Consider the following 13,929-nt stretch of genomic DNA (forward strand, 5'->3'; position numbering starts at 1 on the left):
TCAGGCCTTTTCCAGCGTGCATTGCAGCGGGTGCTGGTTCTGCCGGGCGAAATCCATCACCTGGTTCACCTTGGTCTCGGCAATTTCGTAGGGGTACACGCCGCACACGCCCACGCCTTTCTGGTGAACGTGCAGCATGACCCGGGTCGCCTGTTCCAGATCCATGTGGAAGAAGCGCTTGAGCACCATCACCACGAATTCCATCGGCGTGTAATCGTCGTTGAGCATCAGCACCTTGAACATGCTGGGCTTCTTGGGCCGTGCGCGGGTCTTGGTGGCGATGCCCACCACATCATCGCCATCGGTGCCGTGATCGCCGTCCCCGTCTTCACCGGGGCCGTCACGTACGATCAGATTGTGGTGCGACATGGCAAAGGCGCGCGCGCCGCCGCAGGGGACTGCGGCCGGGCCGGGCCGGCTTCCGGAAATCGAGACGGGGTCAAAGGCCATTGCAGTCCGAATATCGCATCGCGATGCCCCGGCGACAAGGGGGGCACCCCCCGCTCATGCGCGAAAGAGGTTGCCGGGGGGTAAATGGCGCGACCGGCCGAAAACGCGAACGGACCGGCCGATCGCTCGGTCCGGTCCGTCACGGAATAATTCGGTGCGGCGCGCGCAAGCGCACGCCGCGAACCCGAGATCAGGCAGCCTTCTTCACCTTTTCGACCGCGAGCGAAACGCGGGTCGAGATCGGCTGGAACGCTTCGTTGGCGAGCTTGAGGAACGCTTCGCTGTTCTTCGAGCTGGTGGCGACGACCGCGTCGAACTGCTTGCGCAGCAGCGCGCTCTGCTTTTCGAAGAACTCGGTGGGCGACTTGGCCGACGCCAGTTCCTTGATGTCGGCCGACATCGTTTCGAACGAAGCCTTGCCTTCGCTGACGTAGCCCTTGCCGAGTTCCTGCAGGCCCGAAGCGAGGATCTTGCCCGATTCGACCAGCGCTTCGACGTTGCCCTTGGCGAACTCGCCGGCTTCGCCGAACGCGCCCTGGCTCTTTTCGAAAGCGGCCTTGGCCTTCTCGGCGGCGTCCTTGAACGTGGTCTGCAGCTTGTCGGTGAATTCGGTGGTGGTAGCCATGATGAAAAGTTCCTTCCTGGGGGCCGGCGCGGCGGCGGCGGCGGGTTTCACGCTGGTCCGTACCGGCGCGGACTTTGCCGCAACCGGTTTGATGGCGGCGGGCTTGGCGGTGGCGGTCTTGACAGTGACAGGCCTGGTTGCCTTGACGACCGGTGCCTTTGCGACGGGCGTCTTGATCGCCGGGGACTTCACCGGCTTGGCTTTTACAGGCTTGGCAGCCGCTACCGGCTTCGGCGAAACCGAAGCCTCTGGCGCTTTGGTGGTCTTCGGGGCCGGTTTGGCCTTCTGGACCGGTGCCGGGGCTGCCGGGGCGGGCTTTTCCGCCTTCGGCGCCGCGACCAGCGCTGCCTTTGCCGCATCCTTGCGTGGGCGACCGGCCTTCCTCTTGGTGGGAACGGGTTCGGTCACCACGGTCGTCTCTGCCACCGGCGCTTCGGGAGCGGCCGTTGCCTTATCGTCTACAACGACGGGCGCTTCCACCGGAACGGAAACCGTTTCGGCAGAGGTGGTGACGGTGCTGTCCTTCACTTCGTCGGTCATGACCGAGGCGACTCCTGCTATGCGCAAAAAAGCCGGAGCCTGTGGCGCCGACGGCTTTGCTGCAATGCACAAATAAGCATCGCATGCGCGAAGTCAAGGATTTTTGTGCAGTGCACAATATCCGGAATGACAGCAATCGCGAGGGCTTTCCGCCCGGTCAGCGGGCCTTCACATAGCTGCCAGGCGCGTCGCCGAACACTTTATCGCCACGCCCGCCGGGTACCCGCCGGCCCTTGGCGGGAACGCGCGTATCGTCATGGGCGACGATCCAGGAAATCCAGTCGGGCCACCAGCTTCCCCTGGTTTCGCGCGCGCCAGCGACGAACTCTTCGAGCGTCGCCGGGGCGTCGTCGTTGAGCCAGTACTGGTACTTGCCCGAGGATGGCGGATTGACCACGCCGGCGATGTGCCCCGATCCGGCGAGAACGAACTTCCACGGACCGGAAACGTGCCGGGTCAGCTTCCACACGCTTTCCGCGGGCGCGATATGATCCTCGCGCCCCGCCTGGATATAGAGCGGCGTGGCGATGCGGTGCAGGTCGATCGGAGTGCCGTCGATCACGAGCGAATCCGGCACGACCAGCCGGTTGTCGCGATAGAGCTCGGTCAGATAGGCCTTCTGCCACTTGAACGGCAGGTTGGTGGTGTCGCCGTTCCAGTGGAGCAGGTCGAACGCCGGGTATTCCTCGCCCAGCAGGTAGTTGTTGACCACGTAGCTCCAGATCAGGTCCCGCCCACGCAGCATGTTGAACGTCGCCGCCATGTAGCGCCCGTCGAGGAAGCCGTCGGTCGCCAGGCTTTCGAGCAACTGGAGCTGCTGGTCGTCGATGAAGTTCTTGAGGTCACCCGCCTTCTCGAAATCGACCTGGGCGGTGAAGAACGTGGCCGATGCCACCTTGTCCGCCTCGCCGCGCCGGGCCAGGAACGCCAGCGTCGCCGCCAGCGTCGTGCCTGCCACGCAATAGCCGATGGCATGGACCGCCGGCACCTTCAGCCGCGCGCGCACCACGTCGATCGCTTCCACCTGCGCGCGGATGTAATCGCCCCACAGCACCTCGGCCATCGCGGCATCGGCCGATTTCCACGAGACGATGAACACCGACAGCCCTTGTTCGACCGCCCAACGGATGAAGCTTTTCTGCGGGTTGAGATCGAGGATGTAGAACCGGTTGATCCACGGCGGAAAGATCACCAGCGGCACCGCCAGCACGTTCTCGGTGGTCGGGCTGTACTGGATCAGCTGGAACAGCGGGGTTTCGTGCACGACCTTGCCCGGCGTCGTCGCCAGGTTGCGGCCCAGCTCGAACGCGTCGGGATCGGTATGGGTCAACTGGCCCTTGCGCAGGTCGGTCAGCAGGTGCTCCACGCCCTTGACCAGATTCTCGCCCTGCGTTTCCAGCGTCCGCTCGATCACCATCGGGTTGGTCAGCGGGAAATTGGCCGGCGAAAGCGCGTCGGTAACGACACGGGTCAGGAACCGGATCTGCTCGTGCCGTTCGGGGGACACCCCGGAAAGATCGTTCGCCAGCGCGTTGATCCGCTCGGCCAGCAGCAGATAGGTCTGGTGGATCAGCGCGAACACCGGCTGTTCGCGCCAGCGTGGATCGCCAAAGCGGCGGTCCTTGCGCGGCAGTTCCGGCGCCTCGCCCTTCCGCGTCGTGAAGCCGCTGCCGTATTGTTCCAGAATCGCGTTCCACAGCGCGATGCTGTCTTCCACCAGCTTCGCCTGCGTGTCGGGATTGGCAAGCGGCAGGGCACCGGCGATCTCGGCCAGCCACTTGTTCCACTTCGCCTGCCAGCCGTCCGTGCCGCCGGCACGCGCCAGCAGCGATTCGCCTTGCCCCACCTGTTCGGCGCCGAAATCGAGCCACATCTTCTGGAGCTTGGCGGCGGACATCGCCCAGTGCTGGAGGTCCATCGGATCGGGAACGCGGGCGCCGGCGGTCGGCAGGAACGGCGCGAACAGCGCCTGCACCGCCTCTCCCTGCTGGCGGAACAGATCCTCGATCACGGCGGCATCGGTGGTCTTGTCCTGCACCATTCGCATTCCTTCCCGCTTCCTCGCCAGGCCAGCCAAGCACGCCGGCCGGTTCGCCCCTGCCACCCGTACCGATCTATACACCGCCCGCCGCCACCGTGAAGACTGTCGCTCCACCCGCGCCTTCCGCGATCGTCCACTCCGGATCAATCGCAGCAGCCTTGCCACCTCGGCCCCCGCCCCTGCGCCGCCATACCCTGCGGCAATGGCGGCAGTTGGGTTTCCACCCGCGCCGGATTGGCGTAAGGGCCGGGAAGCGGCAATTCCGCCGCGCCATCAAGAGTATCCCACCCGTGGACGAAGAATTCTACCGCATGAAGCGCCTGCCGCCCTACGTCATCGCCGAAGTCAACGGCATGCGGGCCGCAGCACGCGCCGCCGGTAGGGACATCATCGACCTGGGCATGGGCAACCCCGATCTGCCGCCGCCCAGCCACGTGATCGACAAGCTGTGCGAAGTCGCGCAGAAGCCCGATGCGCACGGCTATTCGGCCTCTTCGGGCATTCCCGGCGTGCGCAAGGCGCAGGCGAACTATTACGGCCGCCGCTTCAACGTCGATCTCGATCCGGAAACGGAAGTGGTCATGACGATGGGGTCCAAGGAAGGCCTCGCCAGCCTGGCCACCGCGATCACCGCGCCGGGCGATGTCGTGCTCGCGCCCAACCCCAGCTACCCGATCCACACCTTCGGCTTCATCATCGCCGGGGCCACGATCCGCTCGGTCCCGACGACGCCCGACGAACGCTATTGGGATTCGCTCGACCGCGCGATGAAGTATTCGGTCCCGCGCCCTTCGATCCTGATCGTGAACTACCCGTCGAACCCCACGGCGGAGACGGTCGACCTCGCGTTCTACGAACGGCTGGTCGCCTGGGCGAAGGAGAACAAGGTCTGGATCCTGTCCGACCTCGCCTATTCGGAACTCTATTACGACGGCAATCCCACGCGCTCGATCCTCGAAGTGCCCGGCGCCAAAGACGTGGCGGTGGAATTCACCTCGATGTCCAAGACATTCTCGATGGCGGGCTGGCGTGTCGGCTTCGCCGTGGGCAACGCCCGCCTGATCGCCGCCTTGAAGCGGGTGAAGTCCTATCTCGATTACGGCGCGTTCACGCCGATCCAGGCCGCCGCCTGCGCCGCGCTCAACGGACCGCAGGATATCGTCGAGAAGAACCGCCAGCTCTACCAGAAGCGGCGCGACGTGATGGTCGAGGCGTTCGGCCGCGCCGGGTGGGAAATCCCCAGCCCGCGCGCGTCGATGTTCGCCTGGGCGCCGCTGCCGCCGGCGCTCAACCACCTCGGCAGCCTTGAATTCTCCAAGCAGCTGCTGACCCATGCCGAAGTCGCGGTCGCGCCCGGCGTCGGCTATGGCGAGGATGGCGAGGGCTTCGTGCGCATCGCGATGGTCGAGAACGAGCAGCGGCTGCGCCAGGCCGCGCGCAACATCAAGCGCTACCTGACCAGCATGGGCGTCAACGTCACCGCTGCCTGATATGCCGGTTTTCGATCATCCCGCGTCCGCCTGGACGCAGGGATGATCGGGGACGGGAACCAGGATCAGCTGACCAGCGTCAGCGTCGATTCGCCGGCCGGCGCGGCGCGTGGCGCGAAGCGGCCGTCGACCTGCGCGCCCTGCTCGATCGTCAGCGCGTCGTAGCTGACGTCGCCGTGGATGCGCGCGCTGCGCAGGATCACCAGTTCGCCGGCCTCGATCGCACCGTGGACCGTGCCCGAAAGGCGCGCGGTCTGCGCCTTCACCGCGCCTTCGATCACGCTCGCTTCGCCCTGCACCAGCGCGGCGCAGGTGATATCGCCCTTGACCCGCCCGTCGATATGCAGGTCGGCGGTGGCGGCAACGTCGCCCGTGACGACAAGGTCCGCGCCAAGGACCGAGAACGTCCCGCCCGCGGTATTGCGGCTGGCCATAGTGCTAGCTCCGGTTGCTGGCCGGCTGCCCGGCGCGGCCTTCCTGGAAAACATTCGGTCTTGCCTCCAGAAACGGGCGCGGATTGACCGGCTGGTCGTTGATCCGCACTTCGAAATGCAGGTGGGGGCCGGTGGAACGGCCGGTGCTGCCGATCTGCCCGATGACGGCGCCGGCCGCAACCTTTTCCCCCACGCGCGCGCCGATGCGCGACATGTGGGCGTAGCGGGTCATCAGCCCGTTGCCGTGGCTGACTTCCACGCAATTGCCATAGCCCTGGCGGATGCCGGCGAAGCTGACGGTGCCGGCGGCGGCGGCATAGATCGGCGCGCCGATCGGCCCACGGAAATCGAGACCGGCGTGGAACGCCGCGCCGCCGGTGAAGGGATCGCTGCGATAGCCGAAGCCGCTCGAGATATATTCGAGGCTGGCGGGCAGCGTATTGGGAATGCGGGCCAGGCCGTCTTCCAGCCCGCTCATCCGTTCAAGGCTGGCGCCCAGCCGCGCGAAGCGCGGATCGACATCGTTGCCGGGGCCGGTGACCAGACGGATCAGCGGGCCGCCCTGCGCGCCGCGGTTCGACGCCATGATCATCGAGGGGTTGAGCCCGACGCGGCGAATCGCGGTTTCGGCGCGCGCCGCGCGGGCATCGGCAAAGCGGGTGAGCTTTTCGATGAAGGCCAGCTGGCGCGCCTCGATCCGGGCAAGCCCGGCGGCCTCGGGCAGCTCCATCGAGATCTTCTTCACGGTCTTGCCGGCTTCGGCGCTGCTGTCGCTGACCGTGCCCTTGGGCAGATCGTTGGGCAGCGCGCCGACATGGCTTTCGACCATCTTCTCGATGAAGTCCTGCCGCTTCTGCAGATCATCGGCCACTTCGCCCAGGCCGTTGCGATACTTCGAGACGCGCGTTTCGGCCGAGGCGACGGCGGCTTCGCGCTGGAGCAGCCGTTCACGGTCGCGCGCGTCGAGATAGCGCGAGACCAGCATCGTCACCATCATCGCCAGCCACAGGCCCAGCGCGGCGGCGATGGCGGCGGCCACGATCATCTGGAGCCGGCTGGTTATCCGGATGAAGCGGACCTGGCCCTGCGAACGCATGAAAAACTCGCGTTCGGGAAACCAGCGCTTCAGCCGGGCGACTAGCCCGTCTCTGGCTGTTGCTGACACGTGTGACGACCCCCGGTGCGGCATCTCTGGCTTTTATCTTTGCTGCCCCTGCGGATGCGCCGGAAGGACGCGGCCGATTACCGGTGCGTCCGCCGCAGGTCGAATCCGATCCCCCTTTGCCGGGTTGAATCGTGCGAGTCCTCCGGTGAAGCGTTGGAACCATGTGATTCCGGCAACGAATCGTTTCGATTCGCCGTGCTTCGCGGCCGCGACTCGCCGGGCAATCCGCGGGAGCGCCGCCATGCGATGCGGGCTGACAGCGGCCGGGGCGCGTGGTAGGGCGCGCCCATGTCCAGCCAGCCCCAGATTTCCCCCGATTCCGTGACCGATCTCGTCGAAGGCCTCGCCCGCGCCGGCCGCGTGGCGCAGCGCGTTCTGGCGCGGATGCCGGCACCGGCGAAGGAACAGGCGCTGCGGCTGGCGGCGGCGGCGTTGCGCCGCGCCGAACCGGAAATCCTCGCCGCGAACGCGCGCGATGTCGCCGCGGGCGAAGCGAATGGCCTGTCCGGCGCGCTGCTCGACCGGTTGCGGCTCGATTCGGGCCGGCTCGCGGCCATGGCCGATGCGGTGGAGCAGGTCGCCAGCCTGCCGGATCCGGTGGGCGAGGTGATCGACAGCGCCACGCGGCCCAACGGCATGGTGCTGCAGCGCGTGCGGGTGCCCATCGGCCTGATCGGCATCATTTACGAAAGCCGCCCCAACGTGACGGCGGACGCCGCCGCGCTGTGCGTGCGCTCGGGCAATGCCGTGCTGCTGCGCGGCGGCAGCGAGGCGGTGCATTCCAACCGCGCGATCCACCAGGCGCTGGTCGCCGGGCTGGCCGAGGGCGGCGTGCCCGCCGATGCGGTGCAGCTCCTGCCCACGCAGGACCGCGCGGCCGTGGGCGCTATGCTGACGGCGGCGGGCTTGATCGACATGATCGTGCCGCGCGGGGGCAAGAGCCTGGTCGCGCGCGTCCAGTCCGATGCGCGCGTGCCGGTGCTGGCGCATCTCGACGGGATCAACCACACCTACGTCGATCACGCCGCCGATCCGGCCCGCGCCGCCGCGATCGTGTTCAACGCCAAGCTGCGCCGCACCGGCGTGTGCGGGGCGATGGAAACGCTGCTGATCGATGCGACCTATCCCGATCCGCATGGGCTGATCGCGCCCTTGCTCGACGCTGGGTGCGAATTGCGCGGCGATGCCCGCGCCCGCGCCATCGATCCGCGCATCGGCCCCGCCAGCGCGAACGACTGGGACACCGAATACCTCGACGCGATCCTGGCGGTCGCGGTGGTGGATGGACTGGAGGAGGCGCTGGGCCATATCGCGCGCCATTCCTCGGGCCATACCGACGCGATCGTGACCGAGGACCAGGCCGCCGCCGACCGCTTCCTGTCCGAAGTGGACAGCGCGATCGTGATCCACAACGCTTCCAGCCAGTTCGCCGATGGCGGCGAGTTCGGGCTGGGCGCGGAAATCGGCATCGCGACCGGGCGGCTGCACGCGCGCGGGCCGGTCGCGCTTGAAGGGCTCACCACCTACAAGTGGCTGGTGCGCGGTTCAGGCCAGACCCGGCCCTGATCGCCGCATCCCCCTTCGACAAGCACGCGGCCGGTCGCTAGTTTGGCCGCAAACCCGAAGGCAGAGGATTCTTCCATGCGTACCAACCGTTTCGGCAATACCGGCCTGATCGTTTCCGAGCTGTGCCTCGGCACGATGACGTTCGGCGAATCGCAGGGCCGGTTCGGCCCGATCGCGGGGCTGGATCTGGCGGCGTCGACCGCGCTGGTGCGGCAGGCGATCGACGCCGGGATCAACTTCATCGATACGGCCAACGTCTATTCGGAAGGCCGGTCCGAAGAGATCCTGGGCCAGGCGCTGCGCGATCTGGGCGTGAAGCGGCCAGACGTGGTCGTCGCCACCAAGGCCATGGGCACGATGGGGCCGGGGGCGAACGAGGCCGGCGCCTCGCGCTTCCACCTGCTGCACGAGATCGACGCCAGCCTCGCCCGGCTGGGCATGGACCATGTCGATCTCTACCAGATCCACGGCTGGGATGCGCTGACCCCGATCGAGGAAACCCTGCGCGCGCTGGAGGACATCGTGCGCAGCGGCCGCGCGCGCTATATCGGCGTCAGCAACTGGGCGGCCTGGCAGATCATGAAGGCGCTGGGCATTTCCGAACGGCTGGGCATCGCCTCGTTTGCCTCGCTCCAGGCCTATTATACCGTTGCCGGCCGCGATCTGGAGCGCGAGATCGTGCCCCTGCTGCAAAGCGAGGGGCTGGGCCTGATGGTGTGGAGCCCGCTGGCCGGGGGGCTGCTTTCGGGCAAATACACCCGCGCCACCGACGGCGGCAACAGCGGCCCCAACCAGGGCGAAGGCCGCCGCGCGGTGTTCGATTTCCCGCCGGTGGAACTCGATCGCGCATACGATCTGATCGAGGCTATGCAGGAGATCGCTGCGGGCAAGATGGTTTCGGGCAAGCCGGCCACGGTCGCGCAAGTGGCGCTCGCCTGGCTGCTCTATCAGCCGGTGGTGACGACGGTGATCGTCGGCGCCAAGCGCGCCGACCAGCTCGCCGACAATATCGCCGCCTGCGAGGTGGAACTGACGGCGGACGAGCTTTCGCGGCTGGATGCACTCTCGGCCCTGCCGCGCGAATATCCCGGCTGGATGTTCGCCATGCAGGGCGCCTATCGCGCCAAGGCGGCTTCGCCCCGACGCGTGGCGCGCTAGGCGGGGTGGCGGAGCCTTCATCCTGACCGGTCCGATTCCTTCCCCCCGCGTCGGCCTGCCCCGAATCGGCCTGCCCCGCGTCGGTCTTCTGGGCGGCAGCTTCAACCCGGCCCATGGCGGCCACCGCCGCATCAGCCTGTTCGCGCGCGAGGCGCTGGGGCTGGACGAGGTGTGGTGGCTGGTATCGCCGGGCAACGTGCTGAAGCCGGTGAAGGGCATGGCCCCGCTGCCGGCGCGCTATTGTTCGGCGCGGGCGGCGGCCCGCCGCGCGCCGATCCGCGTGACCGCGATCGAGGCGCGGCTGGGCACGCGCTACACCGTCGATACGCTGGCGGCGCTGCACCGGCGCTACCCGAAAAAGCGCTTCGTCTGGCTGATGGGGGCCGACAATCTGGCGCAGTTCCACCGCTGGAAGGACTGGCGGCGCATCGCGCGGGAGACGCCGATTGCGGTTATCGCGCGTCCGGGTTATGATGCGCGTGCCTTGGCGAGCCCCGCCATGGCCTGGTTGCGCCGCTGGCGCCGGCGGCCCGGACAGTTGATTGACGGCGCAAAGCGGAGCGCCCCGGCGCTGACGATCCTGCGTTTCGATCCCGATCCCCGTTCGGCCACGGCCATTCGTGCCGCCGATCCGGAATGGTTTCGCCGCTTCGTCGATGCGGAGCCGTTCGATGCCCTCACGCATCGGCCGGTCGTTCCGCAAACCGGCCCATCCACCGGCAACACGCGCTTCGGCGGGGCAGGCAAGCCCTGAGCCGCGGCGCACTTCCCTTGCGGTCGGTTGCCGGGATTCCGGTGGCCCGGCCCGTTTCGGGGGCCGGGCGATTGACCGGTGCCCGCTTCCTTTTCATTGACAATCCAGCCACGGAGACCATCTCACCGCGATGACAACTGTCCAGACCATTCCGGCCCAGGCCGGGGCCGCCACGTCCACCGCCAGCTCGGGCGCCAAGGCCAAGCCAGCGTCGCTGCACGATCTCGTCCTGCAATCGCTCGACGACGATCAGGCGCAGGAGATCGTCTCGATCCCGCTCGAAGGCAAAAGCTCGATCGCCGATTACATGGTGATCGCGTCGGGCCGTTCGACGCGCCAGGTCGCTGCGATGGCCCAGAAGCTGGCCGAACGGATCAAGCAGGGCGGTTACGGCCACGCGCGGCTGGAAGGCCTGCCCGCCGCCGACTGGGTGCTGATCGATGCCGGCGACGTGGTGGTCCACCTGTTCCGCCCGGAAGTGCGCAGCTTCTACAACCTCGAACGCATGTGGGCGTTCGGAGACGCGGGCGCGGCCTAAGCACGCGCGCGCGCCCTTCCGTCAGGAGGGGGGAAGAGCGTTCCCGATCGGAAACCGGATGCTGCTGCACATCATCGCGCGCGGGAAGATCGGGCGATCGCCCGAGGCCGAGCTGGTCGACCGCTATGCCAAGCGCGTCGCCTGGGGCCTCAAGGTTACCGAGCTGCCCGATCGCGGCGGCACGATCCCGCCGCCCGCGGCCACGCCCGTCCGCACGGTCGCGCTCGACGAGCGCGGGCGCCAGCTGACCTCGACGGAGTTCGCCGGCATTCTGGGCCGCTGGCGCGACGATGGCGTGCGCGAGGCGCGCTTCCTGATCGGCGCGGCTGACGGGCACGATGCGGACGTGCGCGGCAAGGCCGATCTCCTGCTTGCCTTCGGCGCGGCGACCTGGCCGCACATGCTGGCCCGCGCCATGCTGGCCGAGCAGTTGTGGCGCGCCACCAGCATTATCGCTGGCCATCCCTATCACCGCGAAGGATAAGCGCCGCGTCATGACGTCGCGCACGCTCCTTCTCGCCACCATGGCCGCGCTGGCCGGCGTGTTAGGCTGGCAGCTTGCCGTGGCGCAGCAGGCTGCGCCTTTCGACGATGCCGGGCAGGCGGGCGACGCGCTGCGCCAGGCAACCCGCGAACTGACGATGGCGCGGGCACGCGGCGAACAGCTGGAGGCGGAAGCGCGCAAGGCCACCGAAGCGGCCGACCGTACCGCGCGCGAAACGGCGGCGGTGGCCGCGCGCATCCAGCAGTCCGAAGCCGAAATCCAGGTGGCGCAGGCGAAGATCGCGCTGATCGACCGCCAGCGCGAAGCGCTGCGGCTGCGTATCGCCGCGCGGCAGGAACCGGTGGTGCGGCTGACCGCGGCGCTGCAGCTCATGGCGCGCCGCCCGCTCGCCTTCAGCCTGATGCGCGCCGATACCCTGCGCGATACCGTCTATCTGCGCGCGGTGCTGGAAACGATGCTGCCCGAAGTGCGGCAGCGCACCGCGGGGCTGCGGCAGGAAATCATGCGCGGCCGCGCCCTGCAGGCCAGCGCGCGGCTGGCCGCCGACCAGTTGCGGCAGGGCGAACAGGGGCTGACCGCGCGGCGCCAGCAGCTTGTCGCCCTCGAAAGCCGCCAGCGCATCGAATCGCGCGCGGCGCAAGGGACGGCCAGCCGCGAGGCGGACCGCGCGCTCGCGCTGGCCGAACAGACGCGTGATCTGCGCGCGCTGATGGACCAGTTGCAGGCCGATGGCTCGCTGCGGCAGAAGCTGGCCGCGCTGCCCGGCCCGGTGCCGCGCCCCGAACGGCCGGGCGACGCGCTGATGGTGGCGGATACCGGCCCCACCCCTTCGGCTTCGGCGGCGCTTTCGTGGATTCTGCCGGTGGGCGGACGGATCGTGACCGGCTTTGGTGAACGCGGCGCGGGCGGGCTGTCTTCCGGCCTCACCTTCGCGCCGGTCGGCGGCGCGCAGGTGGTCGCGCCGGCGGCCGGGCGCGTGGCGTTCGCCGGCCCCTATCGCGGCTATGGCCGGATCGTGATCATCGAACACGATGGCGGCTGGACCTCGCTCGTCACCAATCTCGGCCGGCTTGACGTGAACGTGGGCGAAACCGTGGTGCAGGGCGCGCCGCTGGGCGCGGCCGGGCCGGGCCGACCGACGGTGACGGTCGAACTGCGCAAGGATGGCGCTCCGATCAATCCGCTGCAGGCACTGCGCGGATGACGATCCCCGGATGACTCACCGTGTCACGCCATCTGGCGTTCATCGCGCTGCCGCTATAGAACGCGGCCCCATGGCCCCCTTGAAGCGAAAGTCCCCGATGGCGAAGACCCCGTTCACGAAGACCGTGGCCTCCCTCTTCCGTGCCACCGCGCTCGTGTCGGCAATCGCGCTGATCCCGGTGACGACCGCCGGGCTGGCCGCCGTGGACGCCAAGACCGGCCCCGAATTCACCCGGCTGATGGCGATCTACGAGCGGATCAAGGCCAATTACGTGGAGCCGGTGGACGACGACAAGCTGTTCAAGGGCGCGATAGACGGCATGCTGGCCACGCTCGATCCGCACAGTTCCTATCTCGACGCGCGCGATTTCGAGAACCTGCGCACGCAGACCGATGGCTCCTATGGCGGGCTGGGCCTGTCGGTGACGCTGGAGGACGGCGCGGTCAAGGTGATCGCGCCGATGAAGGGCACGCCGGCCGATCTCGCCGGGATCAAGGCGGGCGACTACATCACCCATCTCGACGGCAAGCTGATCTATGGCGGCTCGCTCGACGACGCGGTGGACCAGATGCGCGGCGAAGTGGGCACGCAGATCCGCCTCACCGTGTTCCGCCCCGGTCGCGACGAGCCGCTTGACCTGACCATCACGCGCCAGGTGATCGAGCTGAAGCCGGTCGAATGGAAGGTGAAGGACAATGTCGGCGTGATCTCGGTATCGAGCTTCAGCGCCAACGTCGGCACGCAGGTCGCCGCCGCCTGGCGCGATATTCGCGCCAAGACGGGCAACCGCCCGGCCGGCCTGATCCTCGATCTGCGCGGCAACCCAGGCGGGTTGCTGGACGAAGCCGTCTCGCTGTCGGACCTGTTCCTCGAAAAGGGGCCGATTGTCTCGCAGCGTGGCCGCTATGCCCGCGACAACGAGGTGTACAACGCCACGCCGGGCGATATCGCCAAGGGCGTGCCGATGATCGTGCTGATCGATCAGGGGTCGGCCTCCGCTTCGGAAATCGTCGCCGGCGCGATGCAGGACCAGCACCGCGCGGCGATCATGGGCGAGCGCAGCTTCGGCAAGGGCAGCGTGCAGACGCTGATCCCGCTGACGCGCGACACCGCGCTCAAGCTGACGACGGCGCGCTACTACACCCCGTCGGGCCGTTCGGTGCAGGAAGGCGGCATCGATCCCGACGTGCGCGTGCCGCAGATTTCCGATCCCGACATGCGCAAGCGCGCGCTGCGGTCCTATCGCGAAAGCGATCTGCGCGGACACCTGATCAACGAGCTGAAGGACGATAAGGATCTCGAGACCGACAAGGGCGAAGATCCGCGCTTCAAGATGACGGCCGAGGAACTGAAGGCCAAGGGCATCGACGACTTCCAGCTCTATTACGCGGTGCAGACGCTGGGGCGGACCGCGCAGCAGGCGCTGCCCCTCCGGGCATCGGCGGGAAAGCGCTGACAC

At 67.9% G+C, this 13,929-nt stretch carries 14 protein-coding genes; 9 read left to right on the forward strand and 5 right to left on the reverse strand.

Annotated elements, in window-relative coordinates:
• Together clpS and B3547_RS06000 are read right to left on the reverse strand one after the other, a co-directional pair.
• Positions 1-369, reverse strand: a complete 369-nt coding sequence (clpS, locus tag B3547_RS05995; protein ID WP_233497430.1) for an ATP-dependent Clp protease adapter ClpS — start codon at positions 367-369, stop codon at positions 1-3.
• 271 nt (positions 370-640) lie between these two features.
• Positions 641-1,075, reverse strand: a complete 435-nt coding sequence (locus B3547_RS06000; RefSeq protein WP_223806668.1) for a phasin family protein — start codon at positions 1,073-1,075, stop codon at positions 641-643.
• Here B3547_RS06000 and B3547_RS06005 point away from each other — a divergent pair.
• Positions 1,074-1,691, forward strand: coding sequence for a hypothetical protein (locus B3547_RS06005; RefSeq protein WP_292961185.1), 618 nt, complete (start codon positions 1,074-1,076; stop codon positions 1,689-1,691). The two genes, B3547_RS06000 and B3547_RS06005, sit on opposite strands and share 2 nt — an antisense overlap.
• 81 nt (positions 1,692-1,772) lie before the next feature.
• Here the strand turns inward: B3547_RS06005 and B3547_RS06010 are convergent, their stop codons facing one another.
• Positions 1,773-3,662: a PHA/PHB synthase family protein gene (locus B3547_RS06010; RefSeq protein ID WP_125954199.1), complete on the reverse strand. Its 1,890-nt coding sequence runs from the start codon at positions 3,660-3,662 to the stop codon at positions 1,773-1,775.
• Positions 3,663-3,946: 284 nt separating this feature from the next.
• Here B3547_RS06010 and B3547_RS06015 point away from each other — a divergent pair, with 284 nt between their 5' ends.
• Positions 3,947-5,146 (forward strand): LL-diaminopimelate aminotransferase, encoded by a 1,200-nt coding sequence (locus B3547_RS06015; RefSeq protein ID WP_124809877.1) that lies wholly within the window; start codon positions 3,947-3,949, stop codon positions 5,144-5,146.
• A gap of 65 nt (positions 5,147-5,211) precedes the next feature.
• Here B3547_RS06015 and B3547_RS06020 read toward each other — a convergent pair whose 3' ends face one another.
• Both B3547_RS06020 and B3547_RS06025 read right to left on the reverse strand, forming a co-directional pair.
• Positions 5,212-5,580, reverse strand: coding sequence for a bactofilin family protein (locus B3547_RS06020; protein ID WP_125954198.1), 369 nt, complete (start codon positions 5,578-5,580; stop codon positions 5,212-5,214).
• A gap of 4 nt (positions 5,581-5,584) precedes the next feature.
• Positions 5,585-6,769: a M23 family metallopeptidase gene (locus B3547_RS06025; protein ID WP_219730922.1), complete on the reverse strand. Its 1,185-nt coding sequence runs from the start codon at positions 6,767-6,769 to the stop codon at positions 5,585-5,587.
• Between the two features lie 264 nt (positions 6,770-7,033).
• Here B3547_RS06025 and B3547_RS06030 point away from each other — a divergent pair, with 264 nt between their 5' ends.
• The 7 genes from B3547_RS06030 to B3547_RS06060 all read left to right on the forward strand — a co-directional run bounded on the left by B3547_RS06030 (position 7,034) and on the right by B3547_RS06060 (position 13,926).
• On the forward strand, positions 7,034-8,311 hold the full coding sequence (locus tag B3547_RS06030; protein ID WP_125954197.1) for a glutamate-5-semialdehyde dehydrogenase: 1,278 nt from the start codon (positions 7,034-7,036) through the stop codon (positions 8,309-8,311).
• A 75-nt stretch (positions 8,312-8,386) separates the two neighbouring features.
• Positions 8,387-9,469: an aldo/keto reductase gene (locus B3547_RS06035; protein WP_292961198.1), complete on the forward strand. Its 1,083-nt coding sequence runs from the start codon at positions 8,387-8,389 to the stop codon at positions 9,467-9,469.
• 70 nt (positions 9,470-9,539) lie between these two features.
• A complete protein-coding gene (locus B3547_RS06040; protein ID WP_125954290.1) occupies positions 9,540-10,223 on the forward strand; it encodes a nicotinate-nucleotide adenylyltransferase in 684 nt (227 codons plus the stop codon).
• Positions 10,224-10,353: 130 nt separating this feature from the next.
• Entirely contained in the window at positions 10,354-10,761 is a 408-nt protein-coding gene (gene rsfS, locus B3547_RS06045) for a ribosome silencing factor (RefSeq protein WP_124809882.1), read from the forward strand.
• 58 nt (positions 10,762-10,819) lie between these two features.
• The gene (locus B3547_RS06050) at positions 10,820-11,245 is read left to right on the forward strand and encodes a 23S rRNA (pseudouridine(1915)-N(3))-methyltransferase RlmH (protein ID WP_124809883.1); all 426 of its coding nucleotides are present in this window, start codon (positions 10,820-10,822) and stop codon (positions 11,243-11,245) included.
• Between the two features lie 10 nt (positions 11,246-11,255).
• Complete coding sequence (locus tag B3547_RS06055) at positions 11,256-12,470, forward strand: murein hydrolase activator EnvC family protein (protein WP_292961202.1); 1,215 nt, start codon at positions 11,256-11,258, stop codon at positions 12,468-12,470.
• A 97-nt stretch (positions 12,471-12,567) separates the two neighbouring features.
• The gene (locus B3547_RS06060) at positions 12,568-13,926 is read left to right on the forward strand and encodes a S41 family peptidase (protein ID WP_124809885.1); all 1,359 of its coding nucleotides are present in this window, start codon (positions 12,568-12,570) and stop codon (positions 13,924-13,926) included.
• Positions 13,927-13,929: the final 3 nt, after the last annotated feature.

Source organism: Novosphingobium sp. UBA1939 (assembly GCF_002336885.1).
Taxonomy (GTDB): Bacteria; Pseudomonadota; Alphaproteobacteria; order Sphingomonadales; family Sphingomonadaceae; genus Novosphingobium.